The following is a 17,231-nucleotide window of genomic DNA, read 5'->3' on the forward strand; positions in this document are numbered from 1 at the left end:
AAAAGTCTAAGAAATTTGTTGCGTCTTACAATATCCACATAGCGCGTTCATTTTCTTTAATAACTCTGCTTCATAAGTTGAATTTACATGACTTAAATGCTGCATACCAATTACGCAGTACTTCTCTTCTTTACAGTTAACCTGAAGAGCAAGTGGTCCACTTAACTGATGTTTGGTCACAAAATAGCAGATTTCAGCCTTGATTCTAAGAATCATAGCCTTTTGATAATCATTATGTGTTGTGGAATCGCTGTTTTCTATAATCTTAAGTATCTCTGATACTTCATCGAATTTCTTCTCACGCATCAATACCATTGCGTAATAACCTAAGTTAATGACCTTGCCCCATAAGGCATCATGTTTGGCATAGATTTTATTGGCCTTTGTTAGATGTTTTTTAGCCTCTTTAAACTGACCAAGTTCATAGTAGATCTGGCCCTTGGCTCCATATAGGAAGGCTACCTTATTTTTATAACCATACTTCTTACAGATGCCAATTGCAGTATCTAAATACTTGATAGACGATTCATGATCACTTTTAAATCGATAAGCTTCACCTAAATAATAATAGGCCCCTATGATGTTAAGAACATACTCACCATCATTGTCCAAGGATTTAAAAAGGTGTAGAGATTCTTTTAAAGTGACAATCCCCTCATCTAGCTCATTTGAAAGTATCAAACCATAACCCTTCAGTCTAAGAAGGACAGCCCTCATGCCAGGCAGGTTTTCTTTTTCTACTAGGTCAAATCCCTTTTTCAAATACTCATTTAGCAGATTTAAATTTCTGGTGTTAAAAGCATAGTAAATCATTTGTAAATAACCACTTAAGATCTCGTGTGGTCCTAAATGCTCATTGGCTATATAAAGCATTTTCTCTATACATTCATAAGCTTCTTCATAACGACCCTTGATATTTCTAAATCTACCAATCAACTTATGGTATGAAAACTGTAACTCTGCGTACTTATGGTCAAACTCTATTTCAGTTTGAACCTTCTCAAATAAGCTTTCTATTTGATTCAACTGATGAACCAGTTCATCTAAATCAACAATCTCAGAATAGTCAGTCTCGTAGTTCACGTGATTTGAATTTACAGGGAACATTTCATGAACCACGTTAAAGTAATCTGTCACAAACTGAATACGGTACTTAAGCTCCTTGATAGACTCCTTGGCCAGAGAAAAATTATGAAGCAGTCTATAAACAATCATTAAGTTTGGTTTTTTATAGCGCTTTTCAAGTTCCTGTCCAATCTTTCCATGGTAAACACGTCTAAGGGTAATTGGCAGTTCTGTATAAACACTTTCTCTAAAGAGTTGATGAGAAAACTTAAAGAAAGTATCATCATTTCTTTTTACTTCGATTAGTATATGTTTTTTAATCAAACTTCCAAGTGTTTCTAGTAGGTTCCACTCATCCATACCCGAGATATGGTTAAGGACCTGATAAGAAAATGAATCGTAAAAGTTTGAAGCAATTTTTAAAAGTTTCTGTTCATTAGACGATAAGAGTCTAAATCTTTTTTGCATGATATCTGCAATTTTTTGAGGAATGTTTTTCTCTAAAGAGTTAAATACAGGTATCAACTCGTTTAAGAAAAGAGGATTCCCTTCACTTTTTAAATAAACTTCTTCAAGGGTTTCTAAATCAAACTCTTTATTAGGTAAAAGACTTTGAACAAATTCAAAGGATTCTATTTTGTTAAAAGGCTTTAAAGGCATGGAGTTGACCCTTGCACTGGTTCCTATGATGTCCATTAAACCATCAAATGATGTATAGTCTGTATTTAAAGAACCCACTATAAATAGGTTTAATGACATAAGTTTAATTAGAATAACCAAACTCATCTTATCCATCCACTGCAAGTCTTCGAACAAGATGATGACAGGTGATCTTTTAGTCAGAATCTCCATCCAGTTCATAATGATTTTTTCCATAACATATGAATTGATGGTACCAGCTTCACTGCCCAGATTCATGGTAAGTTGATCACCATTTAAGAGTGTATCAATCAAGTCCAGGTTATCCGGTCTTTCCTCTGAAGGCAGCTTTAAAAGATGGTCTTTGATTTCTTCTAAAACAACCAACCAAGGGCTGAGAGGAAATGCCATTTCCGCCTTGTAGCACCGGCCTTCAAACACCAAATAATCTTTATTTACCGAGTCATAAAACATGTTCATAACAGTCGTTTTACCAATACCATAAGAACCATGTAAAATAACGGTCTCATTATTACCAGTTTTTCTTGACCTGAATAAAGAAGCTTTTAGATAATTTAGCTCTTCTACCCTGCCAAATATTTTCTTGGTCTGATTAAAGTTTTTAGACTTGGCCATCATGGCAGTTTCATAAGCAAGCTGTGTAGCGTCATCTGGTTTTAAGGTCATTTCTTTATTGAGTAAATCGCACAGCTGATTATAAACCGTGGTAATCATGGCATGTTTACCCTGTTTTTCTAAACACGTAAAAAGAAGTCTGTATGCATTTTCATCAAACTCATCTAAAAGAATCATCTTCTTACATAACTGTTCAGCAGTATTCATTTCATTATTTTTAATGGCTTCATTAGCCAGTATATTCAGTCTTCTTATAAGAAGCTCAATAAAATGGTATCTTTGAGACATAAGCCATTCGTCAAAGTAAGGTGTATCACCTAAATGAAAGCCATTTAAAAAAAGATAATCTCTTAAATCTAAAATCTCCTTAGCAGACATCTGGTCTATTGAAAAAACATCACAATAGTCTATTTCATCGTCATTGATTTTAAGAATATCTCTTTTAGGTGATAAGACAATATCTTTCCCTAAGTTCTTACGAATGACATATACAGCATTCCTAAGATTTCTTTTAGCAGCATCTTCAGACAGATTGCCCCAAAGTAAGTTAATCATATTTTCTCTAAGGGCTGTTTTTTCTATCACCAAATAAAACAAAAGTGCATATGCTTTTTTAAAAGATAGTTTTTTCTCTGTCTCATCAAATACCATGCCATTGCCTAAGAGCATAAACTTCATTGAATCTCTCCTTGATCTAAATCATTAAAGTACTCCAAATACAACTGTCTAAGTTGAAGGTCTGCATCTTCTAAGAAATCTTCATAACGCTTCATTAATCCGAGAGCAAAATCAGATACAACACTGCCGCCACCACCGACGCCACCTGCCGCCCTGATGATGATAGGCTTATTAAAGTGTTTTTCACACCTAGATATAATGAAGGAAGCTTTATGATAGGGAATGTTCATTGCATGACATGCCTTGTTAAGTGACCCTAATAATTTGACATATCGAAGGAGTTGATAAAGCCCATATCCAAAAATTCTTTCATTTTCATCCGACGCAATCCAAAATCTGTAGTTTAAATCCATATGATCTCCATTTGTTTAGCCAGTATCCTATTATCTCAATTATAGACGCTAAAGTCAAAACCCCGTCTAATCTTTTACTTTTTTTGGAAGTGTTTTGACTAAAAAGAGATCTGCACAGTGTACAGACCTGTTTCATTTAATATTACTCACATTATAACTACTTCTTTCATCATCAAGATGACTAATATATCTAATTAAGTCTTCAGCCCATACATTCTTTTCATCATACCAAGTCTAAGTCTTGTCGGTAATAACTTTGCTACAAACACATCCATCACCTTTGCATCATTTGCAATACTGTATCTTGCCTTCGGTCTTTTTTTATCTAGAATTTTTATGATTCGGTTAGCCGCTTGGTCTGAAGTTGACAGAAATCTAGCCATTGGTCCCTGAGATGGATCATTTGCAAACATGCTAAAATTCTTTTCATATTTTTCTTTTTCACTGTTACTTGCTGTTGAGATGGCTTCAAAAGCGGAAGATGTTGTCTTTGATAGCAGTGGTGTAATAGTTATACCAGGAATAACCGAAACAACATGTATACCATCTAATTTCAAGTCATAATATATTGATTCTGAAAAACCCATTATGGCAAACTTTGATGCATTGTAAAAAGGTATGAAAGGTTGGGCAACAACACCAGCCCAAGAAGTTACATTTAAAACTCTCGCACCTACGTCATTTTTATGACTATAAACTTTCAATTCATTTAATAAGTATTTAGTTAACATCATTGGTGTAAAGTAATTAACTTCCATCAGATCTCTAGCTTTTTTTTCACTAGCATATGCAAGTGGTGTTGCATCAGCAAGACCAGCACAATTAATAAGGGCATACAAGCCTTTTTTTCCAACAATTCTTTTTACTGCTTCACTTGTCGTTTTGATGTCATCAGCTTCTGTAAGATCTGCTCTCAATGGGGTTATTCTGTTATATCCCATAGATTCAAATAAACTAAGTTGTTCATCTTTTCTATATGTCACAATAATATGATACATCGGTTCTTTTAAAAGTTTATTTAAAATACTACTTCCAATTCCGCCTGAACCACCAGTCAATAAAACATATTTAATCATTTTATGCCTCCAATTTTAGTTCTTACTCTAATCCCATTGTCATGATTTTTCTAAAACGATCTCTTGGAAGTAACCGTCTTAAAATCTCCATCATTTTACTATCTCTAGTAGGCCTGAAAAATGCTGGTGGTTTATTCATTTCTACTAAAGCTTCAACTTTTTTGGCTACAACATCTGGTGTAGGTGCATTCTTATAAGCATTCTTTGTAGCAGTAACCAACTTTGTATTAACTTGTTCAAAATATGCTTTGTAATCAGGTATTATTACAGAGCTGGCATTATCCATAGAATTTACAAAGCCTGTATTCATGCCTCCTACCTCGAACACAGTCATATCAATACCAAAATGCTTGGCTTCAAAAGCTAAAGCATCAGTAAATCCACTAACGGCATGTTTGCTTGCTACATAAGCACTTTGAAAAGGTATCCCTGCTTTTCCAGCTATAGAAGTAACATTAATGATATGACCAGATCGTTGTTTTCTCATATAAGGCATTACAGCTCGTGTTGTATTAACAGTGCCATAGAAATTGGTATCCATTTGTCTCTTGAAATACTCCTCATCTTTATCTTCAAACATAAAAACACCACCATAACCAGCTGAATTGAACAAGACATCTATTTGATTGAAATGTTCGATTGCCCTAGCGACTGCCTCTTTTGCTTGAGTAGACTTAGTTACATCTAGTTCAACAACCAAAATATCCCTGTTTTTATCATAAGCCATGCCTTTTTGAGTATTCCTCATAGCAGCAACAACTTGCCAACCTATGCTAGAAAAATGCTCTACAACTGCTTTTCCTAATCCACTTGATGCTCCTGTAACAAATATAGTTTTTTTCATCTTCTCCTCCAAACTGACGGTTCACTCTTTTTTTCTATTATTCACATGTTAAAACAACCCATTTGCTGCCATAAAACAGATTTTCCGCTCTGTATTTTGATAATAACACGCCTCAAAACAGATTGTCAACTCTTTTTTTGGGGTTTAAAATTGACTGCATACTATATAAATGTTAAATTATAAGAGCAGATACTCTTCTAGGAGGCAAATATGAAGAATAAAGATAAGATTTTAAAAGCAGCTTTAAAGTTATTTGTTGAATATGGATTTCATGGTACATCCATTAAAAATATTGTAGATGAATCAGGTGTGTCTAATGGTGGTGTTTATCATCATTTTTCATCAAAAGAGCAAATTGTTCTAGAGCTATACTACAAAATTAAAAATAAGATGACTGAAAACTATTTCTCAGAAATCGATTATGACAAAGACATCAGAACCGTTGTTTCTCAATACTGGAGCTCTAAACTAAATGATGCCTTGGAACATCCAAACGAAGTAAGTTTTGTCGAAATGTTCACCAATTCACCTTATGTTATATCCAGTGAAAACTATGAACATTTAGCATCACAATATCGACCATTTAAAAAGCAAATTGTCAAAGCCATGGATGAAAGCATAATAATCAGAATGGACCCTGATTATTTAATTTATGATTGTAACAGTAACATTGATGGTGTTTTAGATTATATAAAGAACACAGACATAGATGATTTAGAAGGCTTCTTAGATTTTGCTTATAGAAAATACTGGCGTTCTTTACTGAACCTATCACTATAACTTATGTAACTTAAAATAGAATCCCTACTTAGGGATTCTATTTGTTAAAGGTAACACTCAGTGTCTTATATGTCTTTGTAAGATTCTCAGCACACTGTCTTAAGGTCTCCTGATCACCAGGCCCTACATTGATATGATTACCAATCATAGTTAGAAGGTCTTTTTCTTCTTTAGCATAATCATGATCTGAATAAGCCAGTGTCATCAGTTCAAAATAAATTTTCTTCTTATCTGATGATTCTAAAGTATTGATAACCTTCAGCTCTTCTTCAATGGTGTTGTCTAAATCAAAGTCAATGGTCAAAGCCATTTCTTTTTCATAGAGCTTTAAGATTTTTAACTCCTCTTTGGTTGCTTTGTTGTCTGAGTTCATAACTGTATAAGCCAGCTTGTAAAAAGATTGTTTAGCATCATTTGATAGTTCGTGTAAAAACATAGCATCTCCTTTTATATTTATTACATCCTAATACATTTATACCAGAAATACCGCTTGCTAAAACAAAAGAAAACCTTGATAAAATCAAGGCCTTACTTATTTCTTATATAGTTCTCATAAACATCCACAGCCAGTCCAGTTATGGCAACTCTCTTATATGACCAAGACTTCCTTGTTCTAATAGAATCATCTACAGCTTGAGTAAACTTTTCTTGTAGAGCATCTTGTAAGTCTTTAATCGGTGTACCAACTAAAGATTTTTCATCCTTATGTCTAAAAGGTTTTAAACCAACTGCTCCTAAAGCAATCCTAATGTCTTTAACACATTCATTTTCTTCTTGGACAAAGATACATGCATTCATTTTAGATATGGTTACGCCTGTTCTAGAACCTACCTTTGCAAAACCTGAATGCATATGTTTAGGGATATCAATGACAAAACCAATGATCATTTCATCCACTTCTAAGCTGGTTGTATTGGGTCTGATAACCAGATCATCTACCTTTAAGCTTCTTACCTGCCCCTTAGAGTTTAACACCTTCACATCAGCATCCAAGCCAATCATTACCGTTGATGTATCTGCTGCAGCAGATGCATTGGCAATGTTACCACCTAAGGTGCCCGCATTTCTGATTTGAGGTGATCCAACCATGGACGCAGCAACTGATAGAGCTCTTACATGATCTAATATAACTTGACTATACTGTAAATCTGAAAAAGTTGTTAAAGCACCAATCTCAATTTTATCTTCAAGTAACCTGATGTACTTATAATCACTTAAGTGAGAAACATCAATGATGGCATCTGGCTTATATTTGCCTTCATTGATACCAACAATGATATCTGTTCCACCTGCAATAAACATTGTATTTTCAGTCTTTAGTCTTAATGTCTCAAGCAGACTGTCATAGTTTTTAGGCGCATACATTTTTATACTCATATGCCCTCCTTAAGATAATTTTTCTGCAATCTTTAAGACTGCATCTTCTATTTTATTGTAGCCAGTGCAACGACATAAGTTGCCTTCAAGTCCTTTTTTTATAGCTAAAAGGTCAGGAGTTTTATTCTGCATAAGAATGGCCTTTGTAGACATAACCATCCCCGGTGTGCAGAAACCACATTGAATGGCACCACATTCTACAAACTGCTTTTCTATCACTTCAAACTCACCATCATCCTTTAAACCTTCAATGGTGATAACTTCTCTACCTTCAATCTGACTGCATAAAACCAAACATGAGTTGATGGTCTTTTGATCAATGATAACTGTACATGCACCACATTCACCTTCACTACAGCCTTCTTTGGTACCTGTTAAATCAAGTTCATCTCTTAAGAGATCTATTAGTCTAAGGCTAGGATCTACATCCACTTGAACGGCCTTATTATTTAGAGTAAAATTTATTTTCATCTTATACCTCACTGTTCAACTTAGCGATGACCTTTTCTGGTGTGATTGGCAAGCTAGAAAAATCACTGTCTAAAGCATGATTAACAGCATTGACAACAGCAGCCATAACAGGCGTTGCTGCAATCTCACCAATTGCCTTGGCTCCAAATGGGCCATCATCTTGTCCATATTCCAGGATAAGGGTTCGAACTTTAGGCATATCTGGTGTGTTAACAACGTGATATGAAGAGAAGTTTCTCGCTACTGGATAACCTTTATCATTTAATTTAATGTCTTCTGATAAGGCATAACCAATTCCCATTTGTACACCACCATGAATTTGGCCTTCAATCATGCCATGATTGATTGCGGTACCGACATCATGGCTTGCTAGGTAATCTGTTACTCTGATCAGACCAGTTAAAGTATCTACTTCTACTTCTGCAAAATGTACACCATAACCACCTGGATTGGATGTGTTTTGATAGGTTTCTGTCACCTGTAATTGTTCTTGGAAGGTTCTATGTGTTTCAATGCAAATGTCACCATACGATACTGACGATTCAGCATTTCCCTTAACATGAACCACACCATCTTTGATGTATAAGTAGGCCACTGGTTTATTTAAAAGTCTAGATGCTTTTTCTAAAACCAAGTCTTTTAACTTTTCTGCTGCATTTTTGACAGCTCTACCCGTTACGTAAGTCACACGGCTTGAAAATGTACCTAAATCAAATGGACTTCTTGAAGTATTGGCTTCCATCACCTTAATAGATTCTACAGGAGTATCTAGTACTTCTGCAGCTATAATGGCAAAACTGATCAAGGTACCACAACCCTGTTCATGGCCTGCTGAATTAATGATAACAGAGCCATCTTCTGACATCTTCATAATAATAGAAGAATGGTCTTGAACTTTACCATAGTAACCGTTTACGTGTCCTGCCGCAGCAAGACCAACGCCTTTTTTATAACGTGAATCTTCAGACTTCTTATTGTATCTATTTTCAAAATCAAAGGCTTTTGCACCTTCTAACATGACATCTTTAGGTCTAGCATTCCCAAGACTTAGATTAGAGTACTTTTCCATGGAACCAGGAGATACCATATTTTTCAGTCTAATGTCTACAGGTGATACCTTAAGCTCTCTAGCAGCATTGGTCATTGCAATTTCCAGTGCCGTATAAATTTGAGGACAGCCCCAACCTCTAAAGCCACCTGAGATAGGACCATTGGTATAAACTACCTTTCCCTTATAAGTCACATCATCGACATCATAAACCCTATAAAGCTTTTTACCACCTGCAACATTTAAAGCCACACTGTTAGAACAATAAGCACCTGAATCTACTAGTGAAGATATTTCAATGCCTTCTAGTTGATGATTTTCATCAAAACCTAGACTCACATCATAATCTATAGCAGTACCTGTTACAGTACTTAAAATGGTTTCTTTTCTGTTGTACTGAAGACTCACATTGGCTTTTAAGTCATTGGCCATATAAGCACAAACCAGCTCTAGTATAACTTGCTGCTTACCACCAAAAGAACCACCCATGGTCGTTTTAATGACAGTGATATCACTGTAGCGTTTCTCTAAAAAACCGGCAATGGTGTTTCTGACTGAATAAACACTTTGACACGGTGCATAGACTGTCATCTCATCCATTTCATTGTATAAAACTACAGCTGAATGATTCTCCATAGCAGCATGGTGAACCTTCTGTGTATGTACCGATGTATTAAAGCTATGTTTAGAGCCATCGATTTTACTTCTTGCTTGACCGATACTTAAATCTGCTTCACTTAAAATGTTACCACCTTCATGAATAGATGTATCCGACTCCAATGCTTCTTTTAATGTCGGTAGTGCAGGTAATTCCTCATACTCAACTTCAATTAGATCAATTGCTCTTTTAGCAGTATGTTTATCTTTAGCCACTACAGCAGCTATTCTGTCCCCGACAAATCTTACTCTATCTGTAAAGATTCTTTCATCCTCTACAGATGTTTCTCCTGCATTAGTAATATAAGAGTTAAAACACTTCTTTGTCGTGTTAAAAGGTGTAAATACCTTTACCACCCCGTCTAATGCTTCAGCTTTACTTGTATCAATTTTTTTGACTATACCATGAGGGATGCTAGAAAAAAGCACTTTGGCATGCAACAGATTTGAAAACTTCATATCTGGTAAGTACTTTTGCCTACCACAGGCTTTGGCCTTAGCATCATGTATTGGATATGATTTCCCCACATATTTTCTTTCTGTTTTCGTCATTGTCACCTCTATTTCATAGGACCTAATTAGCTCATGCTAAATCATAATTACTCATCTTTAAGTTCATCATAATAGATTCTATCTAACAAAAGTCTAAACATTAGATAAAGTGTAAATCATTCCATCAAATACGAAAAAACACTGCCCATGACAGTGTTATTTTATCTCTACAAAAGAGTCAATATAATATTCATCTCCAATTTTAACAATTGTTAATCTAGCCTCAGTATCAATAGCCTGCCCTTCTAAGATAAGTCTATCTTTTTCATGATAGCCACTAGTACACTTGAACCAGCCAGGTCCAAAGTCACTTGTATAGTTATAAAAAGCATCCGTTTCCTCTAAGTATAAGACATCTTTTAAAGCAAGTTCAGATAGTTGATCTATCTTCACACCTGTGATACTCTTCAATACCTCTTCTACATGCGCCTTTTTATAACGGTGAATCGGTACAGGCATGGCCTTTAGAGTTTTGACATGTTTGAATGGCCAATTATCCAACTTACTTAATATATCATACTCTTCTAGTTCTTTTGGTACCTCACCATAAGGATAGTACATCAGAAACTCACTTAAATTGATATCTCTTACTTCTTCATAAAATGAAGTGAAAAAACATCCTATTGGATTTACTGTTGACATGGTATCGAAAGTTAATACAGGTTGAAAAAGTTCATTTAAACTTTCAAGTTCCTTCTCTGATAAGACTTTGTTCTGAGAATAAACCTCATCTAAAGTTTCATTCCAAGCTTCCCTTATAGAATCAAATGAAAAACTAAGCATCATCGTTTCTAGGACAGATCCACTCTTCCATTTGTGACCCATCCAATAAGAAAATTCTTCATCACTATGCCACTCTGGCTTAAACTCATTGGTCAAATAAGAATCAATCTTGTAATTCTTTTCTTCTTCTAAATCAAGAAGATAAAGTGTTACCAATCTTTCATTTTCCATAAACTCATCAACAGTTATGGTATCTAACATAAGAGGATAATCACTATAAAGAATCAGACCAGTGTTTGGATTCAGAACATAATCATCCGTAAAAACATCATCATTTGTATATATCTTATAATCCCAAGTGTTGGTCTCTAGTTTGATATAAGCTTGAGTTAGCATCAAGTCCTTTGATTCAATCCATAAAGACGTTTCCTGGTCATTCCACATGTATAAATTTAAACTGAAAATGTCTTCAAGTCCTAGATCACCTTTAGTCAGTTTCTTTTCTAAATGACCTTCTGTATCTAGTATGTAAATCTCGTCTAAACTCTCTACAGCAATATACTTGCCTTTGGGACTGACTCTAAAATCAAAACTAGTGCCTTCAAATAGCTTTTTAGGTTTTGAAGACGGTGTCAAACACCAAAGTGATCTTATAAGTTCGCCACTGGTATCCTCATAGATGACATAAACTTTATCATCCACAGTTTCCATATAGTGATAATGATTTTTATATACCGACAGAACCTTCTCATTGTCCACTCTTGCCAAACTTAACTCATCTTCTAAATTTGTCACTTGTTCTTCTAATCTTGTCACCTTAATTTGCAAATCAGCACTCATATCATTTGTATCACCACAGGCTACAAGACTAAAAACTATCATTAGAAGCAACATCAATCTTTTCATCGAACAACCTCCCCTACTCAATTTATTTTATCATATGCCAATAAAAAATGGACATAATAGGAAGAATTTACTAAAAAAAGTCCTTAGTGGACTTTTATACGTTATCTTCTGAAATTAATGCCACTCTATAAGGATAGAGTTCCGCTGTCATGATGCCTTCTTTAACAGCTGGATCGTTTAGCATGATCTCACGTGCCTTAACTTCATCCGCATTAAGGATGACAATACCAAAAGTATCTGGTCCATCATGTGTGGTACGACCAGCTAATATTAGAATACCTTCCTTCTTAAGGTCTTGAAGTTTATGAAAGTGTCTTTCCACTATTTTTTCATCCTCTTCAGTCCAATCCTGACCACCAACCAATCTATCTATCAATTGTAACTTGTATATATAATGCATAGGTCCTCCTACCATTTAAGCATGCCATCTGCCTCGTCTATATGTTCAGCTTCCTTGACGTAAGCACCTGTTATTTTCATATATAGTTTTTCTAGTAAGTTGATCTTAGGCGTAAACATCAGAGACAAAGTCCAGAATAAACCTAAAATTAAGACAGATGAAATTAATATCAAATTTCTAGGGCCATTGTAAATAAGCCTTCTGTTGTCCATAAATTCAATGGGTTCATCAATTTTAATGCTTGTCAAACTGCCATCTATAGAATATGACTTAATAGCCTTTTCCTTAAGACCGATATCAATCATTTCAAATACTGGCCTTGTCGTCACATTCACTTCATGCAAGCCACGAACACTGACTAATGTCACGTTACTATAATTGTCTTCACCAACAAGAAGAATATAATCAGTGCCATCGTATTCATAATCAAACATCAATAGTTTGCCTTGAAGTTCCTTGTAATAACCAGACTCCAAACGGTACTTGTCATTCAGTCCCTTAGACAAATAAGCAAAACCAAGCTGATTGTCTATACGAAAGCTTACTAGCTTGTCATTTTCAAAGATTCTTGTAGAAATCAACTGGACATCTAAGCCAGTATCTGTTTCCAATGCTTTTTCAATGTCTGCTTCTGTCACGATGGTGTAGAAATTCAGATAAAAAAGTACAGAAACCACAATACCAATAATAATCAAAGTAAATCTAATTATCCTTTTCAAGATGATCCACCATCCCTTCAATTTCAACCTTTTCCTTAAAACTTATTTCTCCTATAGGTTCTGATGCTCTACCAAAAGTATATTCACTATAGGCAACAAGCTTGCCCTCTAAAACATCTACCGAAATTCTATCATTATCATTGTAAAAGTGACCGACAGTGATTTCTTTTGTCACGGGATCAAAGTGAGCCATCTGAATGATCAAAAGTCCTGAACCTATATCACTTACGACTAAAAGCTCGTCTTTTCCGTCTCCATTTGAATCCAGAAGGTATATGTCTTCTAGATAACCATATGGCATTTGAAAGATCAAATCATCTTTTACAAATAAAATATGATTAAAATCAGACACTTGATAGACTTTAAATCCCTCTACTGTAATATTTAAATCAAAAACATCTGCATGCTTATACGCTTCATCCAAAATAATGGGCTCATCAACCTGACTGATATCATAATCTAGCTTTACACAAGAGACATCTTCACAGCCAATCAAAAGAAAAGCCATCAAAAGTAGCAAAATCTTTTTCATATCATCACCCAAAAGCTTTAGAGTACTCAACCACACCAGAATCTGAATCACTTATTTTTAAGTACATATAGTTTTCATCTGGTACTTTAAATGGACATTCTATCCCATACTTTGAAGCCAGTTCAAAGCCAAACTTAGGATAATAGTCCTTATGACCAAGTACAACAATCCCTTTATATTCATCAGCTCTTTTTATAGAATCTCTTATCAGAAGACTGCCCACTGACTTGCCTTGATAAGATTCATGAACAGCGACGGGCGCCAGTGCTAAATAACCTTCATGACCCCCTACTTTTATTTTGGTCATCATGCAGTGACCGATAACCTTACCATCTAACTTGGCAACTGTCGACAAGTGATGGATATACTCATTAGAATCTCTCAAACAATTTACAAGCTTCATTTCTTCATCTGTTTCAAAGGCACTGATAAGTACTTGATCAATTTCTTTATAATCATCAGGTGATTCTTCTACAATCACTAGAGGACTCTTTTTTACCATCGGAAGAAAGATGATGCCATCTTTTTTTTGCATCTGATTTACACCTACAAAACCAAGCGCTTCATAGGCCTTAATAGCATAGTCTGAAGCATTCACTGTTACATCACAAAGCAAGTCTTTTGAAGCGGTTTCAAATAAGGTTCTACCAATCCCCTTACCAAAATAATCAGAGTCAACGAAAAATAGGGAAATATGCCCCTTATTCATCTCGATCATGCCCACCAATTTCTTATCTGCTTTTGCCACAAAAATGTTTGATTCCCTATTAACCATGTCATCTACGAAGTGATTAAAGTTTCTTTTTCCTTCTTCACTGTAGCCTGGTCCAACATATGCATCAAAGACCTTCTTAACTAAACTTATTACATCATTCATTTCGTCACGGTTCATTCTCTCTATGTTATACATTTTTATCTCTCCGCCATCTTAATACTAGATTTAAAATATTGTTCTGTAAACCATATAGCATCTAGTATCTCTTTTTCACTATAAGCATGATCTTTTGCAACAACCAGTTTCTCTTCTACATCATCTTCTCTATATACAATGGCTATAACAATCCCTTTAAAACTTTCTACTGCCTCTTTAGGACCCAGAACATAAGCATCTAGCTCATGACCATCGCCAGCGACTGTATTTTCTAAATAGCCATAATTCACAGGATAAATCATGTCCTTATGTCTAGGATGTGGTTTACCAAGTGGTCTATCAATAATCACTTCAACTTCAGTATTTAAATATGCTTCTATATTCATCTTACACCTGCCATTTCATTTCAAACTCATATAACACGAAACTGTCAATTTTAGGTATCAAAGTACTATTTTTTTGATACAATAACCAGTTCCCAAGGTATCAACTCATAAGTGTAATAACCTCCTGCAATCAAAGGATCTTTTCTTGTAATTTTATGTGCATCCTCTATATCTTTTGCTTCAAAAATTACCATGCCACCAGGACGATCCATAAATCCACCACCTACTAAGCTGTGGTCTTTAGAGTAATCGTATAAGTACTTTAAATGCGCCTCAAAGATCTCCTCTGCTACTTTTTCTTCATTTGCCTTTGTATCTCTTCTTACATAAAGTGTCATACCTGCTTTCATAAAATTACCTCCCTTATGACTATTTTAACAGAAAAAAGCTTTGAAATAACACTTTATATCAAGTATTATCCAAAGCTATTTAATCTCCCACATTTTCTTTCTATGTTTACGAAACTATTTCAATAGTTATAAGATAATGTAAGGCTACAATTACTCTAGGTAGTTTAATACCAAATTAAGAAGAGTCTAGCTAAATTTATGCCCCTTAACTAGAGCTATAACCGCTTCATTACTTTCATAATCGAAACACTGATTCACAAGTTTTTTTGCTTCTGTTATTGTAATTTGACTTATCATTCTTTTAGCTCGCAATAAACCAGATGCAGACATAGAAAACTCATCTAAACCTAACCCCAAAAGCAAAGGTATTGCAAGGATGTCACCAGCCATTTCCCCACACATACCAGTCCACTTACCTTCCTTATGGGAAGCATCTATCACCATTTTAATCAGTTTCAGTAATGATGGATTGAAAGGCTGATACAAGTACGATACTTTTTCATTCATTCTATCAGCAGCGAATGTGTATTGAATTAAATCATTTGTACCAATTGAAAAGAAATCAACTTCCTTTGCCAATACATCTGCAGCCAACGCTGCTGCTGGAATTTCAACCATTATCCCCACTTCAATATCAGAACTCACTTTATAGTCCGATTCAAGTAGCTCTTCTTTAACTTCATTAAATAAATTCTTAGCAGCTCTAAACTCAGCCACTGTTGCTATCATAGGGAACATAATTTTAAGTTTGCCATAAATACTTGCTCTTAATAAGGCTCTTAACTGTGTCTTAAACATTTCCTGTTTTTCTAAACACAACCTTATTGCTCGATGACCTAAAAAGGGGTTAAGTTCTTCATCCATTTTTAGGTACGGTAGATGTTTGTCACCGCCTATATCCAAGGTACGTATCACAACCGTTTTATTATCCATTCTATCAAGAACCTGTTTATAAATTATAAACTGTTCTTCTTCTGTTGGAAAATCTTTATGCTCCATAAAGATAAACTCTGTCCTAAAGAGGCCAATTCCGTCACCTCCATATTTTTTAACCCCCTCAAGATCTTCTAGAGATCCAATGTTTGCAAAAAGCTCCACATCTTTGCCACAAGCAGTTACTGCCTTTTGGTGTTTAAGCTTCAATAGTTCTTCTCGTTCTCGCTCTTCAGTCATCAGTTTATTTTGATAAAATAGGAAAGTTTCTTGATTAGGGTTTACAATTAAGCCACCACTTGATGAGTCCATAATCAGCGTATCACCGTGATTGACTTCTTTCATTAGTCCCTTGATACCTAGTATAGCTGGCAACTCTAAGGATCTTGCCATAATAGCACTGTGTGATGTTCTACTGCCCATTATAGTGGCTATTCCCTTCACATAATCCATATTAAGTTGAGCTGTATCAGAAGGTGTTAAATCTTCTGCAAGTAATATGACAGGCTCATTTATGTGACTTAAATCGTTGCTAGCTAGTCCCAATAAATTTCTTAAGACACGACTTGATACATCTTTTAAGTCAGCTGTTCTAGCTTTTAAATACTCATCATCTATTTGATTAAACATACTTATATACTTTACAGAAACTTCATTATACGCATAACTTGCATTATACTTAGAATCACTTATAAGCGACTTAACTTCAGCTATAAACTGAGGATCTAATAAAATCTGGATATGAGCATCAAATATTAAACTACTTTCCTCATCAATTTTTTTTGCCGTTTCGTTTTTTAAATCTTTCAGCTTACTTTCGGTTTCATATATAGCATGATCAAGCTTGATTAACTCTTTTTCTACATTTTCAATCCTATGATCTGATATAATAATCGCTTCTGATTTGTAGATATAGGCTTTTGCAATAGCTATGCCATCAGAAGCTGTAATTCCTGTTAACATATCATTCTCCTTGTCAACTAATCTTCTTTAAGTGCATCAATGTAGGCTGTTATTTCATTAACTGCAGCTTCGTTCTTTGATTCTACGATTACTTCATCTCCACATTTCATTGACAAAGCCAGAATATTGATCAAGCTTTTTCCATTAGCCGTTTTGTCTCCATTAATTAGATTTACATCATCATTGTACTTGTTGGCAATATTAACTATTCCACTAGCAGGTCTGGCATGAATACCAGTTTGATTATTTACTTTAATTGAGTTTGAAAACAT

At 34.9% G+C, this 17,231-nt stretch carries 18 protein-coding genes; 1 reads left to right on the plus strand and 17 read right to left on the minus strand.

Annotated features, from left to right (window positions below; all coding sequences use genetic code 11):
- Window positions 1-6: 6 nt before the first annotated feature.
- The 4 genes from EZV73_RS01075 to EZV73_RS01090 all read right to left on the minus strand — a co-directional run bounded on the left by EZV73_RS01075 (window position 7) and on the right by EZV73_RS01090 (window position 5,291).
- The gene (locus EZV73_RS01075) at window positions 7-3,018 is read right to left on the minus strand and encodes an AAA family ATPase (protein ID WP_240837471.1); all 3,012 of its coding nucleotides are present in this window, start codon (window positions 3,016-3,018) and stop codon (window positions 7-9) included.
- Window positions 3,015-3,371, minus strand: coding sequence for a winged helix-turn-helix domain-containing protein (locus EZV73_RS01080; RefSeq protein WP_240837473.1), 357 nt, complete (start codon window positions 3,369-3,371; stop codon window positions 3,015-3,017). Before EZV73_RS01080 ends, EZV73_RS01075 begins: the two co-directional genes overlap by 4 nt.
- A gap of 194 nt (window positions 3,372-3,565) precedes the next feature.
- A complete protein-coding gene (locus EZV73_RS01085) occupies window positions 3,566-4,447 on the minus strand; it encodes an SDR family NAD(P)-dependent oxidoreductase (protein WP_240837475.1) in 882 nt (293 codons plus the stop codon).
- A gap of 22 nt (window positions 4,448-4,469) precedes the next feature.
- The gene (locus tag EZV73_RS01090) at window positions 4,470-5,291 is read right to left on the minus strand and encodes an SDR family oxidoreductase (protein ID WP_240837477.1); all 822 of its coding nucleotides are present in this window, start codon (window positions 5,289-5,291) and stop codon (window positions 4,470-4,472) included.
- A gap of 210 nt (window positions 5,292-5,501) precedes the next feature.
- Here EZV73_RS01090 and EZV73_RS01095 point away from each other — a divergent pair, with 210 nt between their 5' ends.
- Window positions 5,502-6,071: a TetR/AcrR family transcriptional regulator gene (locus tag EZV73_RS01095; protein WP_240837479.1), complete on the plus strand. Its 570-nt coding sequence runs from the start codon at window positions 5,502-5,504 to the stop codon at window positions 6,069-6,071.
- A gap of 37 nt (window positions 6,072-6,108) precedes the next feature.
- Here the strand turns inward: EZV73_RS01095 and EZV73_RS01100 are convergent, their stop codons facing one another.
- The 13 genes from EZV73_RS01100 to EZV73_RS01160 form a co-directional block, all read right to left on the minus strand.
- A complete protein-coding gene (locus EZV73_RS01100) occupies window positions 6,109-6,507 on the minus strand; it encodes a hypothetical protein (RefSeq protein ID WP_240837481.1) in 399 nt (132 codons plus the stop codon).
- 92 nt (window positions 6,508-6,599) lie between these two features.
- Window positions 6,600-7,448 carry a xanthine dehydrogenase family protein subunit M gene (locus tag EZV73_RS01105; protein ID WP_240837483.1) on the minus strand — a complete coding sequence of 283 codons (849 nt, stop codon included), beginning with the start codon at window positions 7,446-7,448 and terminating at the stop codon, window positions 6,600-6,602.
- Window positions 7,449-7,457: 9 nt separating this feature from the next.
- The gene (locus tag EZV73_RS01110; protein ID WP_240837485.1) at window positions 7,458-7,919 is read right to left on the minus strand and encodes a (2Fe-2S)-binding protein; all 462 of its coding nucleotides are present in this window, start codon (window positions 7,917-7,919) and stop codon (window positions 7,458-7,460) included.
- 1 nt (window position 7,920) lies between these two features.
- Entirely contained in the window at window positions 7,921-10,176 is a 2,256-nt protein-coding gene (locus EZV73_RS01115) for a xanthine dehydrogenase family protein molybdopterin-binding subunit (protein ID WP_240837487.1), read from the minus strand.
- Window positions 10,177-10,332: 156 nt separating this feature from the next.
- Complete coding sequence (locus tag EZV73_RS01120; protein ID WP_240837489.1) at window positions 10,333-11,805, minus strand: hypothetical protein; 1,473 nt, start codon at window positions 11,803-11,805, stop codon at window positions 10,333-10,335.
- Window positions 11,806-11,899: 94 nt separating this feature from the next.
- Window positions 11,900-12,205 (minus strand): YciI family protein, encoded by a 306-nt coding sequence (locus EZV73_RS01125; RefSeq protein WP_240837491.1) that lies wholly within the window; start codon window positions 12,203-12,205, stop codon window positions 11,900-11,902.
- Between the two features lie 8 nt (window positions 12,206-12,213).
- A complete protein-coding gene (locus EZV73_RS01130) occupies window positions 12,214-12,924 on the minus strand; it encodes a hypothetical protein (protein WP_240837493.1) in 711 nt (236 codons plus the stop codon).
- Window positions 12,908-13,456 (minus strand): hypothetical protein, encoded by a 549-nt coding sequence (locus tag EZV73_RS01135; protein WP_240837495.1) that lies wholly within the window; start codon window positions 13,454-13,456, stop codon window positions 12,908-12,910. Before EZV73_RS01135 ends, EZV73_RS01130 begins: the two co-directional genes overlap by 17 nt.
- A 4-nt stretch (window positions 13,457-13,460) precedes the next feature.
- A complete protein-coding gene (locus tag EZV73_RS01140) occupies window positions 13,461-14,366 on the minus strand; it encodes a GNAT family N-acetyltransferase (protein ID WP_240837497.1) in 906 nt (301 codons plus the stop codon).
- Between the two features lie 2 nt (window positions 14,367-14,368).
- Complete coding sequence (locus tag EZV73_RS01145; protein WP_240837500.1) at window positions 14,369-14,713, minus strand: inorganic diphosphatase; 345 nt, start codon at window positions 14,711-14,713, stop codon at window positions 14,369-14,371.
- A 65-nt stretch (window positions 14,714-14,778) separates the two neighbouring features.
- A complete protein-coding gene (locus EZV73_RS01150) occupies window positions 14,779-15,063 on the minus strand; it encodes a YciI family protein (protein ID WP_240837502.1) in 285 nt (94 codons plus the stop codon).
- A 186-nt stretch (window positions 15,064-15,249) separates the two neighbouring features.
- Entirely contained in the window at window positions 15,250-16,959 is a 1,710-nt protein-coding gene (ptsP, locus tag EZV73_RS01155; RefSeq protein WP_240837505.1) for a phosphoenolpyruvate--protein phosphotransferase, read from the minus strand.
- A gap of 17 nt (window positions 16,960-16,976) precedes the next feature.
- Window positions 16,977-17,231: an HPr family phosphocarrier protein gene (locus EZV73_RS01160; RefSeq protein ID WP_240837507.1), complete on the minus strand. Its 255-nt coding sequence runs from the start codon at window positions 17,229-17,231 to the stop codon at window positions 16,977-16,979.

Source organism: Acidaminobacter sp. JC074 (assembly GCF_022496765.1).
In the GTDB taxonomy this organism is placed as follows: Bacteria; Bacillota; Clostridia; order Peptostreptococcales; family Acidaminobacteraceae; genus JABXKX01.

What these genes read in the sequence shown, in the direction of transcription:
- EZV73_RS01075 (WP_240837471.1), bottom strand. Translation starts at nt 3,018, where the DNA reads ATGAAGTTTATGCTCTTAGGCAATGGCATGGTATTTGATGAGACAGAG.
- EZV73_RS01080 (WP_240837473.1), bottom strand. Translation starts at nt 3,371, where the DNA reads ATGGATTTAAACTACAGATTTTGGATTGCGTCGGATGAAAATGAAAGA.
- EZV73_RS01085 (WP_240837475.1), bottom strand. Translation starts at nt 4,447, where the DNA reads ATGATTAAATATGTTTTATTGACTGGTGGTTCAGGCGGAATTGGAAGT.
- EZV73_RS01090 (WP_240837477.1), bottom strand. Translation starts at nt 5,291, where the DNA reads ATGAAAAAAACTATATTTGTTACAGGAGCATCAAGTGGATTAGGAAAA.
- EZV73_RS01095 (WP_240837479.1), top strand. Translation starts at nt 5,502, where the DNA reads ATGAAGAATAAAGATAAGATTTTAAAAGCAGCTTTAAAGTTATTTGTT.
- EZV73_RS01100 (WP_240837481.1), bottom strand. Translation starts at nt 6,507, where the DNA reads ATGTTTTTACACGAACTATCAAATGATGCTAAACAATCTTTTTACAAG.
- EZV73_RS01105 (WP_240837483.1), bottom strand. Translation starts at nt 7,448, where the DNA reads ATGAGTATAAAAATGTATGCGCCTAAAAACTATGACAGTCTGCTTGAG.
- EZV73_RS01110 (WP_240837485.1), bottom strand. Translation starts at nt 7,919, where the DNA reads ATGAAAATAAATTTTACTCTAAATAATAAGGCCGTTCAAGTGGATGTA.
- EZV73_RS01115 (WP_240837487.1), bottom strand. Translation starts at nt 10,176, where the DNA reads ATGACGAAAACAGAAAGAAAATATGTGGGGAAATCATATCCAATACAT.
- EZV73_RS01120 (WP_240837489.1), bottom strand. Translation starts at nt 11,805, where the DNA reads ATGAAAAGATTGATGTTGCTTCTAATGATAGTTTTTAGTCTTGTAGCC.
- EZV73_RS01125 (WP_240837491.1), bottom strand. Translation starts at nt 12,205, where the DNA reads ATGCATTATATATACAAGTTACAATTGATAGATAGATTGGTTGGTGGT.
- EZV73_RS01135 (WP_240837495.1), bottom strand. Translation starts at nt 13,456, where the DNA reads ATGAAAAAGATTTTGCTACTTTTGATGGCTTTTCTTTTGATTGGCTGT.
- EZV73_RS01140 (WP_240837497.1), bottom strand. Translation starts at nt 14,366, where the DNA reads ATGTATAACATAGAGAGAATGAACCGTGACGAAATGAATGATGTAATA.
- EZV73_RS01145 (WP_240837500.1), bottom strand. Translation starts at nt 14,713, where the DNA reads ATGAATATAGAAGCATATTTAAATACTGAAGTTGAAGTGATTATTGAT.
- EZV73_RS01150 (WP_240837502.1), bottom strand. Translation starts at nt 15,063, where the DNA reads ATGAAAGCAGGTATGACACTTTATGTAAGAAGAGATACAAAGGCAAAT.
- ptsP (WP_240837505.1), bottom strand. Translation starts at nt 16,959, where the DNA reads ATGTTAACAGGAATTACAGCTTCTGATGGCATAGCTATTGCAAAAGCC.
- EZV73_RS01160 (WP_240837507.1), bottom strand. Translation starts at nt 17,231, where the DNA reads ATGTTTTCAAACTCAATTAAAGTAAATAATCAAACTGGTATTCATGCC.